Below are 16,021 nucleotides of genomic sequence, written 5' to 3' on the forward strand. Positions count from 1 at the left end.
TCAGGCAAAGGACGATTAATCGTCTTTGTTGCCGCCGAGACCGGCGTTCAACAGTTCAGCCAGGCTGGCTGAGGCTTCATCCGCAGTAACCTGCGGTGCAACCGGAACTTCACCTGCCGCTTTGCGGCGCATACGATCCTGATGGTACGCATAACCGGTACCGGCCGGGATCAGACGACCCACGATTACGTTCTCTTTCAGGCCGCGCAGTTCATCGCGCTTACCTGCTACTGCTGCTTCGGTCAGGACACGCGTGGTTTCCTGGAACGATGCTGCAGAGATGAACGATTCGGTAGCCAGTGACGCTTTGGTAATACCCAGCAGGTCACGCATGAAGGTTGCGCCAACTTTTCCGTTCGCTTCCAGATCACGGTTAGAGATCTTGATGCGAGAGAATTCAGCCTGCTCACCTTCCAGGAAGTCTGCACTTCCTGCGCTCACGATGGTTGCTTTACGCAGCATCTGACGAACGATGACTTCGATGTGCTTATCGTTAATCTTAACGCCTTGCAGACGGTAAACTTCCTGCACTTCGTTAGTGATGTAACGGGTCACCGCATGCACGCCACGCAAGCGCAGGATGTCATGTGGAGACTCTGGGCCATCGGAAACCACGTCACCGCGCTCAACACGTTCACCTTCGAACACGTTCAGCTGACGCCATTTCGGAATCATCTCTTCGTACGGCTCACTGCCATCCAGCGGAGTGATGACCAGACGACGCTTACCTTTAGTCTCTTTACCGAAGGAGATGATGCCGCTGATCTCCGCCAGAATAGCTGGCTCTTTCGGACGACGCGCTTCGAACAGGTCAGCAACGCGTGGCAGACCACCGGTAATATCCTTGGTACCGCCAGATTCCTGCGGAACACGCGCCAGCGTGTCACCAGCACTGATCTTCACGCCATCTTCCAGCTGAACAATCGCTTTACCCGGCAGGAAGTACTGAGCCGGCATGTCGGTGCCCGGGATCAGAACGTCGTTGCCGTTGGCATCAACAATTTTCAGCGCAGGACGCAGATCTTTACCGCCCGCAGTACGTTCAGCACTGTCCAGAACCACCAGCGAAGAAAGACCGGTTAAGTCATCTGTCTGACGGGTAATGGTCTGGCCATCAACCATGTCCGTGAAGCGAATGAAACCGCCCACTTCGGTGATGACTGGCATGGTATGCGGATCCCAGTTTGCGACGGTTTCGCCCGCTGCAACCTGCTCACCATCACCTTTCGCCATGGTAGAACCATAAGGAACTTTATAGCTCTCTTTGGTACGACCAAATTCGTCGATCATTTTCAGTTCAACGTTACGCGAGGTGATCACCAGCTTGCCTGCCGAGTTCGTTACCGACTTAGCGTTGGTCAGCTTGATGGTACCTTTGTTCTTCACCTGAATGCTGGATTCAGCAGCCGCACGTGATGCCGCACCACCGATGTGGAACGTACGCATCGTCAGCTGTGTACCTGGCTCACCGATGGACTGTGCCGCGATAACACCGATCGCTTCACCTTTGTTGATGATGTGACCACGTGCCAGGTCGCGACCATAGCAATGCGCACACACACCAAAGTCGGTTTCACAACCTACTACTGAGCGGACTTTCAGGCTGTCGACTGAGTTCAGTTCCAGCACGTCACACCAGTGCTCATCGAGCAGCGTGTTGCGTGGAACCAGAATATCAGCCGTACCCGGCTTCAGAACGTCTTCAGCGGTCACACGACCCAGTACACGTTCACGCAGTGGCTCTTTAACGTCGCCACCTTCGATGACAGGTGTCATCATGATGCCTTCGTGTGTACCACAGTCATCTTCGGTAACAACCAGATCCTGTGCAACGTCAACCAGACGACGCGTCAGATAACCGGAGTTCGCCGTTTTCAGTGCGGTATCCGCCAGACCTTTACGAGCACCGTGGGTTGAGATGAAGTACTGGAGTACGTTCAACCCTTCACGGAAGTTCGCCGTGATTGGTGTTTCGATGATGGAGCCATCTGGCTTCGCCATCAGACCACGCATACCGGCCAGCTGACGAATCTGTGCAGCAGAACCACGCGCACCGGAGTCAGCCATCATAAAGATGCTGTTAAAGGAAACCTGTCGCTCTTCTACGCCGTCACGGTTAATAACGGTTTCGGTTGAGAGGTTTTCCATCATCGCCTTGGCAACACGTTCGTTGGCTGCTGCCCAGATATCGATGACTTTGTTGTAACGTTCGCCTGCGGTTACCAGACCAGACTGGAACTGCTCCTGGATCTCAGCCACTTCTGCTTCCGCTTCGGTGATGATTTCCACTTTCTTCTCTGGAATAACCATGTCGTCGATGCCGACAGACGCGCCTGAACGGGCTGCGTAAGCGAAACCGGTGTACATGGTCTGGTCAGCAAAGATAACGGTCGGCTTCAGGCCCAGAATGCGGTAACAGGTGTTCAGCATTTTGGAGATAGCTTTTTTGCCCAGCGCCTGGTTAACGATGGAGAAAGGCAGACCTTTTGGCACGATCATCCACAGGATGGCACGGCCAACAGTGGTGTCGATGATGCTGGTTTTAGCAACCCACTCATCCTGCTCATTTTTCTCGTGTTCGGTGATACGCACCTTAACGCGAGCATGCAGCGATGCGAGGCCAGCGCGATAAATACGCTCAGCTTCTTTCGGGCCAGTCAGCACCATGCCTTCGCCTTTGGCGTTAACACAGTCACGGGTCATGTAGTACAGACCCAGTACAACGTCCTGAGAAGGAACGATTATTGGCTCGCCGTTCGCAGGTGACAGGATGTTGTTGGTCGACATCATCAGCGCACGCGCTTCCAGCTGGGCTTCCAGCGTCAGCGGTACGTGAACAGCCATCTGGTCACCATCGAAGTCGGCGTTGTATGCCGCACAAACCAGCGGGTGCAGCTGGATCGCTTTACCTTCGATCAGAACCGGTTCAAAAGCCTGAATACCCAGACGGTGCAGCGTAGGCGCACGGTTCAGCAGAACCGGGTGCTCACGGATCACTTCGTCGAGGATATCCCAGACAACCGCTTCTTCGCGCTCAACCATTTTCTTCGCGGCTTTGATGGTGGTGGCCAGGCCACGCAGTTCCAGCTTGCCGTAAATGAACGGTTTGAACAGTTCGAGTGCCATTTTCTTCGGCAGACCGCACTGATGCAGGCGCAGGTATGGACCTACGGTGATAACCGAACGACCAGAATAGTCGACACGTTTACCCAGCAGGTTCTGACGGAAACGACCCTGCTTACCTTTGATCATGTCAGCCAGCGATTTCAGCGGACGCTTGTTGGAACCGGTGATCGCACGACCGCGACGACCGTTGTCCAGCAGTGCATCGACCGCTTCCTGCAACATACGCTTTTCGTTGCGCACGATGATATCTGGCGCAGCCAGATCCAGCAGGCGTTTCAGACGGTTGTTACGGTTGATCACGCGACGATAGAGATCGTTCAGATCCGACGTTGCGAAACGGCCACCATCCAGCGGTACCAGCGGACGCAGATCCGGTGGCAGAACAGGCAGCACGGTCAGGATCATCCACTCTGGCTTGTTGCCAGACTGTACGAACGCTTCCAGCAGCTTGATGCGCTTGGTCAGTTTTTTACGTTTGGTTTCGGAGTTAGTTTCGTTCAGCTCTTCACGCAGCTGCTCGCACTCCTGCTCCAGATCCATGTTTTTCAACAGGGCCTGGATCGCTTCGGCGCCCATTTTGGCGTCGAACTCGTCACCGAACTCTTCCAGAGCGTCAAGGTACTGCTCTTCAGTCAGAATCTGACGCTTCTCGAGGTTGGTCATGCCACCTTCGATTACCACGTAAGATTCAAAGTAGAGCACGCGCTCGATGTCACGCAGTGGCATATCCAGCAGTAAGCCGATACGCGATGGCAGTGACTTCAGGAACCAGATGTGCGCAGTCGGCGACGCCAGTTCGATGTGGCCCATACGCTCACGGCGTACTTTAGTCTGGGTCACTTCAACGCCGCACTTCTCACAAATCACACCACGGTGTTTCAGGCGCTTGTATTTGCCGCACAGGCACTCATAGTCTTTTACCGGCCCGAAGATACGGGCACAGAACAGACCATCGCGCTCTGGCTTAAAAGTACGGTAGTTAATGGTTTCTGGCTTTTTCACTTCACCAAAAGACCAGGAACGGATCATGTCTGGCGAAGCCAGCGCAATTTTGATCGCATCAAACTCTTCGGTCTTAGTTTGCGCTTTCAGAAACTTAAGTAAGTCTTTCACGGATTAGCTCCCGTCGGAGTGAGACTCAGAGGGCGTCCAACCGAAATTGAACGCCCCGTAACCAGTACAATTGCGAGCGCTTTAAACCCTGCGCTTTCAGGCGGCGGCGAACCGCAGCCTGAAAAGGGGTTACTCGTCTTCCAGCTCGATGTTGATACCCAGCGAGCGAATCTCTTTCAACAGTACGTTGAAGGATTCCGGCATGCCCGGTTCCATCTGATGGTTACCGTCAACGATGTTTTTATACATCTTGGTACGGCCGTTGACGTCATCAGACTTAACGGTAAGCATTTCCTGCAGGGTATACGCGGCACCATATGCTTCCAGTGCCCATACTTCCATCTCACCAAAGCGCTGACCACCGAACTGTGCCTTACCACCCAGCGGCTGCTGAGTAACCAGGCTGTAGGAACCGGTTGAACGCGCATGCATCTTGTCATCAACCAGGTGGTTGAGTTTCAGCATGTACATGTAGCCAACGGTTACCTGACGTTCGAACTGCTCACCGGTACGGCCGTCAAACAGGGTAATCTGACCGGAAGAAGGCAAGCCGCCGAGCTGCAGCAGCTCTTTGATTTCGCTCTCTTTCGCGCCATCAAACACCGGAGTGGCGATTGGCATACCTTTCTTCAGGTTCTCAGCCAGACGCAATACTTCGTCGTCGGAGAAGGTGTTCAGGTCAACTTTCTGACGCAGATCGCTACCCAGGTCATAGGCGCGCTGGATGAATTCGCGCAGTTTCGCGACGTCTTCCTGCTTTTTGAGCATGGCGTTGATCTTCTCGCCGATGCCTTTCGCTGCCATACCCAGGTGGGTTTCCAGAATCTGACCGATGTTCATACGCGATGGTACGCCCAGCGGGTTCAGAACGATGTCAACCGGCGTGCCGTTTTCATCGTAAGGCATATCTTCGATCGGGTTGATCTTAGAGATAACACCTTTGTTACCGTGACGGCCTGCCATTTTGTCACCCGGCTGAATCTGACGCTTAACAGCCAGATAAACCTTAACGATTTTCAGCACGCCTGGTGCCAGATCATCGCCCTGGGTGATTTTACGACGCTTACCTTCGAGTTTTTTCTCAAACTCGTGCTTCAGCTCGTCGTACTGCTCTGCCAGCTGCTCCAGCTGGTTTTGCTTGGCTTCGTCAGTCAGACCCAGTTCCAGCCAGCGCTCGCGCGGCAGCTTGTCCAGTTTGTCTGCTTCAACGCCACCAGAAATCAATACGTTCTGGATACGGCTGAACAGGCCCGCTTCCAGAATCTGCAGTTCTTCAGACAGGTCTTTCTTGGCCTGCTTCAGCTGCATCTCTTCAATTTCCAGCGCACGTTTGTCTTTTTCCACGCCATCGCGGGTAAAGACCTGAACGTCGATCACGGTGCCTGACACGCCATTCGGTACGCGCAGTGACGAATCTTTCACGTCAGAGGCTTTTTCACCGAAGATAGCGCGCAGCAGTTTCTCTTCTGGCGTCAGCTGGGTTTCACCTTTTGGCGTAACCTTACCAACCAGAATGTCACCACCGGTCACTTCAGCACCGATGTAGACGATGCCTGACTCATCCAGTTTAGAGAGTGCAGCTTCACCCACGTTCGGGATATCAGCGGTAATCTCTTCCGGCCCCAGTTTGGTGTCACGCGACACGCAAGCCAGTTCCTGAATGTGGATAGTCGTAAAGCGATCTTCCTGAACCACACGCTCGGAGACCAGGATGGAGTCTTCGAAGTTGTAACCGTTCCACGGCATGAACGCTACGCGCATGTTCTGGCCCAGTGCCAGTTCACCCAGATCGGTGGACGGGCCATCTGCCAGCACGTCGCCGCGCTCAACCGGCTCACCCAGAGAAACACATGGCATCTGGTTGATGCAGGTGTTCTGGTTAGAACGGGTATATTTGGTCAGGTTGTAGATGTCGATACCGGCTTCGCCAGCATGCATTTCGTCTTCGTTAACTTTGATAACGATACGTGATGCGTCGACGTACTGTACGGTACCGCCACGTTTGGCAACGGCAGTTACACCGGAGTCAACGGCAACAGCACGTTCCATACCCGTACCAACCAGCGGCTTATCAGCACGCAGAGTCGGAACGGCCTGACGTTGCATGTTCGCACCCATCAGGGCGCGGTTAGCATCATCGTGTTCCAGGAACGGGATCAGTGACGCACCGACAGAAACGATCTGTTGAGTCGAAACGTCCATGTAGTCAACCTGATCGCGGCTGAACAGACTTGATTCGCCTTTGCTACGGCAGGTGACCAGGTCATCAACAAACGCGCCGTTATCATCAAGAGGGGCGTTCGCCTGAGCGATAACGTAGTTACCCTCTTCGATAGCAGAGAGGTAGTGAATCTCGTCAGAAACCAGACCGTCGATAACACGGCGGTAAGGCGTCTCAAGGAAACCGTACTCGTTGGTCTGTGCATACACAGACAAGGAGTTGATCAGACCGATGTTCGGGCCTTCAGGGGTTTCGATTGGGCAGACACGACCGTAGTGCGTTGGGTGTACGTCACGCACTTCAAAGCCGGCACGCTCACGCGTCAAACCACCCGGGCCGAGAGCAGAGATACGACGTTTGTGCGTAATCTCTGACAGCGGGTTGTTCTGATCCATAAACTGAGAAAGCTGGCTGGAACCAAAGAACTCTTTCACCGCGGCCGAAATTGGCTTCGCGTTGATCATGTCCTGTGGCATCAGGGTATCAAGGTCGCCCAGTGACAGACGTTCTTTAACCGCACGCTCAACACGTACCAGACCGACACGGAACTGGTTCTCAGCCATTTCACCGACTGAACGAATACGACGGTTACCGAGGTGGTCGATATCGTCCACTTCGCCTTTACCGTTACGGATGTCGATCAGCTTCTTCATCACTTCGATGATGTCATCTTTGCTCAGGATGCCTGAACCTTCGATTTCATCACGCAGCAATGAACGGTTGAACTTCATACGACCCACAGCAGAAAGATCGTAACGATCTTCAGAGAAGAACAGGTTCTCAAACAGATTCTCTGCTGCTTCGCGTGTTGGCGGCTCACCAGGACGCATCATGCGGTAGATCTCAACCAGTGCGCTCAGACGATCGCTGGTTGGGTCGACACGCAGGGTCTCGGACATATATGGACCGTGGTCCAGATCGTTGGTGAACAGCGTTTCGATGCGCTTGTGACCGGACTGGCTCAGTTTGGCCAGCAGATCCAGTGACAGTTCCATGTTCGCTGCAATGATCAGCTCACCGGTGCTCTCATCGATGTAGTCTTTAGCGACCACTTTGCCCGCGATATATTCAACCGGAACTTCGATGTGCTGAATGCCATCTTTTTCCAGCTGACGGATATGGCGCGCAGTAATACGGCGTGCTTTTTCGACGTAGACGGTGCCGTTCGCTTCGATATCGAAGGTCGCAGTTTCACCGCGCAGGCGCTCAGGCACCAGCTCCATCTGCAGCTTGTTGTCGCGAATTTCAAACACCACTTTCTCGAAGAAGATATCGAGAATCTGAGGTGTAGTGAACTGCAACGCACGCAGGATGATAGTGGCCGGCAGCTTACGACGACGGTCAATACGGACAAACAGGTTATCTTTCGGGTCAAACTCAAAGTCGAGCCATGAACCGCGGTAAGGGATGATACGTGCGTTGTAGAGCACTTTACCCGATGAGTGGGTTTTACCCTTATCGCTATCAAAGAACACGCCAGGACTACGGTGCAGCTGAGAAACGATAACGCGCTCGGTACCATTGATAACAAAGGTACCATTGTCGGTCATGAGCGGAATTTCGCCCATGTAGACTTCTTGTTCTTTAATGTCTTTTACGGTGCCTTCTGGCGCTTCGCGCTCATAGACCACCAGACGCAGTTTCACGCGCAGCGGTGCCGAATAGGTCACGCCACGGATCTGACACTCTTTCACGTCAAAGACAGGTTCACCCAGGCGATAGCTGACATACTGCAACTCAGAGTTGCCGCTGTAGCTCGCAATAGGGAATACAGAGCGGAATGCAGCTTCCAGTCCGTACTGACCTTCTGGATCTTGCTCGATAAACTTCTGGAACGAGTCGAGCTGGATGGAAAGGAGATAAGGTATGTCCAGTACTTGCGGACGTTTACCAAAATCCTTACGAATACGTTTTTTCTCGGTATAGGAGTAAACCATAGGGTTCCTCAGCTAGCTGACAAGTCGACCCACGCTGTCCGTCCTGACAGGACAGTTCATGCAACACGATTTTGTTTGATTCACTGGCTGCGCAGCAGCAGTGCAATACCTCTTTCTATCACGCTTAAATCATTTCATCGCTGTTGCGAGGGCAGGGAACCCGCACAGGTAGAGCGGTATATTAAGTCGTCGATAGAGAAAGATATTGAAGAGTAACAATGGACAAACAGTGTGAAACCCCATTGAGACCCTGTAGCGCAAAAAGGCTGGTGACCAAAAAGTCACCAGCCATCAGCCTGAAACTACTCAGACTGCAACCCGAAGGCTGTCTTACTTAACTTCAACTTCAGCGCCAGCTTCTTTCAGAGCAGCTTCAAGTGCAGCTGCGTCATCTTTGCTGATCGCTTCTTTGATTACGCCAGTTGCTTCAACCAGATCTTTGGCTTCTTTCAGGCCCAGACCAGTTGCAGTACGTACGGCTTTGATTACTGCAACCTTGTTCGGGCCAACAGCTTTCAGGACTACGTCGAATTCAGTTTTTTCTTCAACAGCTTCAGCCGGGCCCGCAGCAACAGCTACAGCAGCAGCAGCAGAAACGCCGAATTTTTCTTCCATAGCAGAAACCAGCTCAACTACTTCCATTACGGACATCGCTGCAACAGCTTCCAGAATTTGGTCTTTAGTAATAGACATGACAATTGTTCCTAAGAATCAGAAAAAGTTTATACGTAAGCAAGTACGAAGAAAAGAAGATGGCCTTAAGCCGCTTCTTTTGCATCGCGTACAGCAGCCAGAGTGCGGACCAGTTTGCCGGCAGCGGCTTCTTTCATGGTCGACATCAGACGTGCCAGTGCTTCTTCGTAGGTCGGCAGCGTTGCCAGACGGTCAATATTGGCCGCCGTGATCAGCTCACCTTCAAAGGCTGCAGCTTTGACCTCAAATTTTGCATTCGCTTTCGCGAAATCTTTGAACAGACGAGCAGCAGCGCCCGGGTGTTCCATAGAATATGCAATCAGGGTCGGACCAACAAACGTGTCTTTCAGGCACTCAAACTGAGTACCTTCAACGACGCGGCGCAGCAGGGTGTTACGAACAACACGCATGTAAACGCCAGCTTCACGGCCTGCTTTACGCAGTTCGGTCATTTTATCAACGGTGACGCCACGGGAATCCGCAACAACCGCTGAAAGCGCACCTTTGGCTACTTCGCTGACTTCAGCAACAATCGCTTGTTTGTCTTGAAGATTTAATGCCATTAGCTTTTGCTCCTGGATTTGACCGGGAAAGGATTTCCCCGGAACTCACTTCACTTACTCACCCCAAGGGGAAATAAGCGCTCGAACACGGTGAGCAGAATCCAGCTAAGAAAAAATTCTTTTGGTTCTGTCACCGTCTACGCAGGGTATTAAGCGGAATATCCGGAGATAAGCAGCTCCTGCGGTCTTGGACGGAGGCCAGGATAAGGCCTGGCTCCAACCTAAATTCTGTGCGACGCAGCAGAGTCAGAGGGAAAGGCGATACACGCAACAATCAGTTCTGGCTCTCTGGTGTCCTGTTCCGTTAATAACAGAACAACGGGCGTAAGATTCTAGGTGAATTTTTCGCCCGTTTCAAGCAGCAATTAGTTTGCTGTTGCGTTCAGACCAGCCTGGTCAACGGCAACGCCGGCGCCCATGGTGGTTGAAAGGCTAACTTTCTTGATGTACACGCCTTTCGCCTGAGATGGTTTTGCTTTTTTCAGCGCAACCAGCAGAGATTCCAGGTTTTCTTTCAGTTTGTCAGCGTCAAAGTCCACTTTACCGATGGTAGTGTGGATGATGCCGTTTTTGTCGTTACGATAACGAACCTGACCCGCTTTAGCGTTCTTAACCGCTTCAGCAACGTTAGGCGTTACAGTACCGACTTTCGGGTTTGGCATCAGGCCACGTGGACCCAGAATCTGGCCCAGCTGGCCAACAACGCGCATTGCATCCGGAGAAGCAATAACAACGTCAAAATTCATTTCGCCTTTCTTGATCTGATCAGCCAGGTCTTCCATGCCTACCAGCTCAGCGCCTGCTGCTTTAGCAGCTTCAGCGTTGGCGCCCTGGGCGAAGACAGCAACACGTACTGAACGACCAGTACCGTGTGGCAGAACGGTCGCGCCGCGAACGTTCTGATCAGATTTACGTGCATCAATGCCGAGGTTGACAGCAACGTCAACGCTTTCAACGAACTTGGCAGTAGCCAGTTCTTTCAGCAGAGCAACAGCTTCAGCAATATCATACTGCTTGGTCGCGTCAACTTTGTCGCGAATTACGGTCATGCGCTTGGTCAGCTTAGCCATTTCTTAGTCCTCTACTACCAGGCCCATGGAACGAGCAGTACCTTCGATTGAGCGAGTCATCGCTTCAACGTCAGAACCAGTCATGTCCGCAGCTTTGGTTTCTGCGATTTCACGTACCTGAGCACGAGTCACTTTACCGACTTTATCTTTGTTCGGCTTACCAGAACCAGACTTGATGCCCGCTGCTTTTTTCAGCAGTACGGCAGCCGGAGGCGTTTTGGTAATGAAGGTAAAAGAACGGTCGCTGTATACGGTGATAACAACAGGAGTCGGCAGACCTTTTTCCAGAGATTCGGTCTTAGCGTTGAACGCTTTGCAGAATTCCATGATGTTAACACCCTGCTGACCCAGAGCTGGACCAACCGGTGGACTTGGGTTCGCCATACCAGCTGCAACCTGCAGCTTGACGTAGGCTTGGACTTTCTTAGCCATGATATTTCCTCAATTGGGTTATAGCGCCTGTAAAGGCTCCCCGTGATAACGATTTACACGCTGTTGCCAGCGCATAAAAACAAAAGGCGCGAAATTGTAGTTAAATTTCGCGCCTGCTGCAACAGCTAATTTGTGAGCGGAAAGAGGTTAACCTTTCTCCACCTGACCGAAGTCGAGCTCAACCGGCGTGGCACGTCCAAAGATGGAAACGGATACCGTCAGGCGGCTCTTCTCGTAATCCACATCTTCAACCACACCGTTAAAGTCAGCAAAAGGACCGTCATTAACGCGAACCATTTCACCTGGCTCAAACAGCGTTTTCGGACGAGGCTTGTCGCCGACCTGCTGCAGACGGTTCATGATCGCATCAACTTCTTTATCGCTGATAGGTGCCGGACGGTCAGATGTACCGCCGATGAAACCCATCACGCGTGGGACGCTGCGTACCAGGTGCCAGCTGGCGTCATTCATCACCATCTGAACCAGTACGTATCCCGGGAAAAACTTGCGCTCGCTCTTACGACGCTGGCCACCACGAATTTCAACGACTTCTTCAGTCGGAACCATGACGTCGCCAAACAGCTCTTCCATGTTGTGCAATTTGATATGCTCGCGCAGCGATTGTGCTACGCGGCCTTCAAAACCGGAAAACGCCTGTACGACGTACCAGCGTTTCTTTGGAGCTTCAGACATCTCAGAACCTCAGGCCAGTGATAAACGATACCAGACGGACCAGAATACCATCCAGCCCCCACAAAATCAGTGACATCACGGCAGTAACCGCGGCAACGATTAACGTGGTGTGCAGCGTTTCCTGGCGGGTTGGCCAGATAACCTTACGCATTTCTGTTCTTGCTTCACGAGCAAAAGCCACGGTCGCTTTGCCTTTGGTCGTTAAAAGCGCAATGCCGCCAGCCGCTGCAATCAGTACAACTACGGCTAAAGCACGCAGTGGCAGTGACACATCACGATAGAGGTAGTTACCTACAATCGCTGCAAGCAGCAGTAACACGACTACTACCCACTTTACCGCTTCCAGGCCACGCCCGCTCCCTTGAGCTTCGGTATTCGCACTCATAAACCAACCTGCCACAATAATTCAGAAACTATTCTGCCCCGCAGTGCGAGGCGTCCAAACCGAATGAGCTTTTGGGGCGTAACTCGGTATCCAACGCCGCATAACAGAGCCTGTCTCAGCAATGATTATGATTCAAAAAATCACTGATGAGCCAGGTTCTATGAAACAGCGTGCAAAAAGGGCATCAAATGATGCCCTTTCCGTGTGCATTGCGTCAAACGTTATCGGTAATTATGCGATAACTTTAGCAACAACACCCGCGCCAACGGTACGGCCACCTTCGCGGATTGCGAAGCGCAGACCTTCGTCCATTGCGATTGGGTGGATCAGGGTAACAACCATTTTGATGTTGTCGCCTGGCATGACCATCTCAACGCCTTCTGGCAGCTCTACTGAACCGGTTACGTCAGTTGTACGGAAGTAGAACTGTGGACGATAGCCTTTGAAGAACGGAGTATGGCGGCCACCTTCGTCTTTAGACAGAACGTAAACTTCTGACTCGAACTGGGTGTGCGGCTTGATTGAGCCTGGCTTAGCCAGAACCTGGCCACGCTGGATGTCTTCACGCTTGATACCGCGCAGCAGAACACCACAGTTTTCGCCTGCCTGACCCTGGTCCAGCAACTTACGGAACATCTCAACACCGGTACAGGTTGATTTCGCAGTATCTTTGATACCCACGATTTCAACTTCGTCGCCGACTTTAACGATGCCGCGCTCAACACGACCGGTTACAACGGTACCACGGCCAGAGATTGAGAATACGTCTTCGATTGGCAGCAGGAACGGCATGTCGATCGCACGGACTGGATCCGGGATGTAGTTGTCCAGGTGTTCAGCCAGCTCAACGATTTTTGCTTCCCACTCAGGAACGCCTTCCAGCGCTTTCAGAGCAGAACCACGAACGATTGGGGTGTCATCGCCTGGGAAGTCGTACTGTGACAGCAGGTCACGTACTTCCATCTCTACCAGTTCCAGCAGCTCTTCATCATCAACCATGTCACACTTGTTCAGGAACACGATGATGTAAGGAACGCCAACCTGACGACCCAGCAGGATGTGCTCACGGGTCTGTGGCATTGGGCCATCAGTCGCAGCAACAACCAGGATCGCGCCGTCCATCTGCGCAGCACCGGTGATCATGTTTTTCACATAGTCGGCGTGGCCAGGGCAGTCAACGTGAGCGTAGTGACGTGCAGCAGTCTCATACTCAACGTGTGCGGTGTTGATGGTGATACCGCGGGCTTTTTCTTCAGGCGTGCTGTCGATCTGATCGAATGCACGAGCCTGGCCGCCGTTGGTTTTAGCCAGTACGGTAGTGATAGCTGCAGTCAGGGTGGTTTTACCGTGGTCAACGTGACCGATGGTGCCCACGTTTACGTGCAGTTTGTTACGTTGAAATTGCTCTTTAGCCATCGCTAGTCCCTCTAAGACACGGATATATCAATGATATCATCACATTAACCAGGCAATGCCTGACTGCAAGGAAGTTACAGAGAAAATCAGGAGGGAGATTAAAGGAAGTGGTGCTGATACCCAGAGTCGAACTGGGGACCTCACCCTTACCAAGGGTGCGCTCTACCAACTGAGCCATATCAGCACATCTGGAGCGGGCAGCGGGAATCGAACCCGCATCATCAGCTTGGAAGGCTGAGGTAATAGCCATTATACGATGCCCGCATCCTGGAACTCGGCTACCTGTTCTTTCTGTAGCTTGCAGATAACAGAGATGTTTCTCTACTATCTACTGCCTGTCAGCGAAGCTGACCGACTTTGACTTCGCTAACGCTCAGTCTGAATTCAGGGTGATAATTGACTCACCTGACAGATAAACAGGTTGTTTATCTGTGTACCCAACCGCGAGGTTGAGATGGTGGTGGGAGAAGGATTCGAACCTTCGAAGTCTGTGACGGCAGATTTACAGTCTGCTCCCTTTGGCCGCTCGGGAATCCCACCTACTTGATGGTGCCGGCTACCGGAATCGAACTGGTGACCTACTGATTACAAGTCAGTTGCTCTACCAACTGAGCTAAGCCGGCATCAAGTGGAGCGCATTCTAGGAAGGTCGGGCTCTGGATGCAACTAAAAAATCGCTTATTTTTTTCTATCGCTTACTATTTGTGCAAATCATCGCATTTTAGTGTTTTTGTGCAGAATATTTGTGCAATCTGGTCCTGTTTTCATAGGATCAGTCGGCTCGCGCTAATGCCTTAGGCCTCTCTCTGGACCGCTTTTCAGCAGGTAAATGATCTGCAGGCAGTATTTTTATTTCACACGCCTGTACCGAACGATGCTTTTTTGACCTCGTCTGCGCTTTTTTTTCATGTGCAGGCACTTTTCTGTAGAAAGCAGACCTGTTTTGACATGCGTGTCCCTTATGTCGGTACGACGATGACCAGGCGTGGAGCCTTTCAAAATGACTCTACGCCGTTTGTTCTTTTGCTGAAGTTCTTATGGGACATATTGAATCTGTACCGCCTCAGCCTCTCTCTATGCCCTTATAGCGGCGTTTTGTCATTCAGACGTTGTCAGATGTAAAAAGCAGATAAAAGCCGCACATGCGCTGTGATGACCTGCAATATCATAAACAACGATAAAGCAGTAAAAATTAAAGCCACCATGATGTTTTGTGGGTATGCCGACGAAAGCGAGATCACGTTTATCTTTTTACTTCTGTTAAAAGCCATACTGGTGATACCCTCCAGCCCATTGTTCTCACTGATAAACCAGCGATTCGTGATTCACTTCACCTGTGCTGTCCTGCTTATCGGATAACACGCGGTTGATAGCCATGAATTTGCGGTCAGATGCATGCTTATGGATAAAACGACCCCCCTGACAACGCCTTATTTAGAGTTCACTCGTGAGCAATGGGCTGCATTACGTGATTCCGTACCTATGACGCTGTCAGAGGAAGAGATCGCGCAGCTGGAGGGCATCAACGAGGATCTCTCGCTGGAGGAAGTAGCGGAAATTTATCTGCCACTTTCGCGTCTGCTTAATTTTTATATAAGTTCTAACGTTCGCCGACAGGCTGTACTGGAGCAATTTCTGGGCACCAATGGCCAGAAAATCCCCTATATCATCAGTATTGCGGGTAGCGTAGCGGTCGGTAAAAGCACGACTGCGCGTGTCTTGCAGGCTTTGCTCAGCCGCTGGCCTGAACATCGCAAAGTCGAATTGATCACCACTGATGGCTTCCTTCATCCTAATGCCGTGCTGAAAGAGCGTGGGTTAATGAAGAAAAAAGGATTCCCGCAATCCTACGATATGCACCGGTTGGTCAATTTCGTCTCCGATTTGAAGTCGGGAGCCAGTCAGGTGACTGCTCCGGTCTATTCACATCTGATTTATGATGTCATCCCTGATGGCGATAAAGTGATACAGCAGCCTGATATTCTGATTCTGGAAGGACTGAATGTATTACAGAGTGGAATGGACTATCCCCACGATCCCCATCATGTCTTTGTTTCAGATTTCGTCGATTTTTCTATCTATGTTGATGCAGAGGAAGATCTCCTGCAAAGCTGGTATATCAATCGATTCCTGAAATTCCGCCAGGGCGCATTTACCAATCCGGACTCCTATTTCCATCATTACGCCCAGCTTTCAGAAGCAGAAGCGGTTGAAATTGCTGGTAATTTATGGAAAGAGATTAACTGGCTTAACCTGCAGGAAAATATCCTGCCGACGCGCGAACGAGCCAGCCTGATTATGACCAAAAGTGGCGATCATGCAGTCGATAAGGTTCGCTTGCGTAAATAACTGCTGTCATAAAAAAGCCTGCG

10 protein-coding genes and 4 tRNA genes are annotated in these 16,021 nt (G+C 51.8%); 1 reads left to right on the forward strand and 13 read right to left on the reverse strand.

Annotated elements, in window-relative coordinates; translation table 11 throughout:
- Positions 1 to 15: 15 nt before the first annotated feature.
- The 13 genes from rpoC to ACXKZD_RS18265 all read right to left on the reverse strand — a co-directional run bounded on the left by rpoC (position 16) and on the right by ACXKZD_RS18265 (position 14,272).
- Entirely contained in the window at positions 16 to 4,239 is a 4,224-nt protein-coding gene (gene rpoC, locus ACXKZD_RS18205) for a DNA-directed RNA polymerase subunit beta' (protein ID WP_010261049.1), read from the reverse strand.
- Positions 4,240 to 4,368: 129 nt separating this feature from the next.
- The gene (rpoB, locus tag ACXKZD_RS18210) at positions 4,369 to 8,397 is read right to left on the reverse strand and encodes a DNA-directed RNA polymerase subunit beta (RefSeq protein WP_010261046.1); all 4,029 of its coding nucleotides are present in this window, start codon (positions 8,395 to 8,397) and stop codon (positions 4,369 to 4,371) included.
- A gap of 330 nt (positions 8,398 to 8,727) precedes the next feature.
- Positions 8,728 to 9,090, reverse strand: a complete 363-nt coding sequence (gene rplL, locus ACXKZD_RS18215; protein WP_008927142.1) for a 50S ribosomal protein L7/L12 — start codon at positions 9,088 to 9,090, stop codon at positions 8,728 to 8,730.
- 65 nt (positions 9,091 to 9,155) lie between these two features.
- Complete coding sequence (gene rplJ / locus ACXKZD_RS18220) at positions 9,156 to 9,653, reverse strand: 50S ribosomal protein L10 (protein ID WP_003848098.1); 498 nt, start codon at positions 9,651 to 9,653, stop codon at positions 9,156 to 9,158.
- Between the two features lie 365 nt (positions 9,654 to 10,018).
- Positions 10,019 to 10,723: a 50S ribosomal protein L1 gene (gene rplA, locus ACXKZD_RS18225; RefSeq protein WP_010261038.1), complete on the reverse strand. Its 705-nt coding sequence runs from the start codon at positions 10,721 to 10,723 to the stop codon at positions 10,019 to 10,021.
- Positions 10,724 to 10,726: 3 nt separating this feature from the next.
- Positions 10,727 to 11,155, reverse strand: coding sequence for a 50S ribosomal protein L11 (gene rplK / locus ACXKZD_RS18230; RefSeq protein WP_006121495.1), 429 nt, complete (start codon positions 11,153 to 11,155; stop codon positions 10,727 to 10,729).
- 147 nt (positions 11,156 to 11,302) lie between these two features.
- Positions 11,303 to 11,848 (reverse strand): transcription termination/antitermination protein NusG, encoded by a 546-nt coding sequence (gene nusG, locus ACXKZD_RS18235; protein WP_003848088.1) that lies wholly within the window; start codon positions 11,846 to 11,848, stop codon positions 11,303 to 11,305.
- Position 11,849: 1 nt separating this feature from the next.
- Positions 11,850 to 12,233: a preprotein translocase subunit SecE gene (gene secE, locus ACXKZD_RS18240; RefSeq protein ID WP_008927141.1), complete on the reverse strand. Its 384-nt coding sequence runs from the start codon at positions 12,231 to 12,233 to the stop codon at positions 11,850 to 11,852.
- 231 nt (positions 12,234 to 12,464) lie between these two features.
- Positions 12,465 to 13,649: an elongation factor Tu gene (gene tuf, locus ACXKZD_RS18245; RefSeq protein WP_010261012.1), complete on the reverse strand. Its 1,185-nt coding sequence runs from the start codon at positions 13,647 to 13,649 to the stop codon at positions 12,465 to 12,467.
- A gap of 108 nt (positions 13,650 to 13,757) precedes the next feature.
- A tRNA-Thr gene (locus ACXKZD_RS18250) sits at positions 13,758 to 13,833 on the reverse strand.
- 5 nt (positions 13,834 to 13,838) lie between these two features.
- Positions 13,839 to 13,913 (reverse strand) — tRNA-Gly (locus ACXKZD_RS18255).
- Between the two features lie 191 nt (positions 13,914 to 14,104).
- A tRNA-Tyr gene (locus ACXKZD_RS18260) sits at positions 14,105 to 14,189 on the reverse strand.
- Positions 14,190 to 14,196: 7 nt separating this feature from the next.
- A tRNA-Thr gene (locus tag ACXKZD_RS18265) sits at positions 14,197 to 14,272 on the reverse strand.
- A gap of 778 nt (positions 14,273 to 15,050) precedes the next feature.
- Here ACXKZD_RS18265 and coaA point away from each other — a divergent pair.
- Positions 15,051 to 15,998, forward strand: coding sequence for a type I pantothenate kinase (gene coaA, locus ACXKZD_RS18270; RefSeq protein WP_010672227.1), 948 nt, complete (start codon positions 15,051 to 15,053; stop codon positions 15,996 to 15,998).
- Positions 15,999 to 16,021: the final 23 nt, after the last annotated feature.

The sequence above is a fragment of the Pantoea sp. ABR1s genome (genome assembly GCF_057812235.1).

What these genes read in the sequence shown, in the direction of transcription:
- rplK (WP_006121495.1), bottom strand. Translation starts at nt 11,155, where the DNA reads ATGGCTAAGAAAGTCCAAGCCTACGTCAAGCTGCAGGTTGCAGCTGGT.
- secE (WP_008927141.1), bottom strand. Translation starts at nt 12,233, where the DNA reads ATGAGTGCGAATACCGAAGCTCAAGGGAGCGGGCGTGGCCTGGAAGCG.
- rpoB (WP_010261046.1), bottom strand. Translation starts at nt 8,397, where the DNA reads ATGGTTTACTCCTATACCGAGAAAAAACGTATTCGTAAGGATTTTGGT.
- nusG (WP_003848088.1), bottom strand. Translation starts at nt 11,848, where the DNA reads ATGTCTGAAGCTCCAAAGAAACGCTGGTACGTCGTACAGGCGTTTTCC.
- coaA (WP_010672227.1), top strand. Translation starts at nt 15,051, where the DNA reads ATGGATAAAACGACCCCCCTGACAACGCCTTATTTAGAGTTCACTCGT.
- rplA (WP_010261038.1), bottom strand. Translation starts at nt 10,723, where the DNA reads ATGGCTAAGCTGACCAAGCGCATGACCGTAATTCGCGACAAAGTTGAC.
- tuf (WP_010261012.1), bottom strand. Translation starts at nt 13,649, where the DNA reads ATGGCTAAAGAGCAATTTCAACGTAACAAACTGCACGTAAACGTGGGC.
- rplL (WP_008927142.1), bottom strand. Translation starts at nt 9,090, where the DNA reads ATGTCTATTACTAAAGACCAAATTCTGGAAGCTGTTGCAGCGATGTCC.
- rplJ (WP_003848098.1), bottom strand. Translation starts at nt 9,653, where the DNA reads ATGGCATTAAATCTTCAAGACAAACAAGCGATTGTTGCTGAAGTCAGC.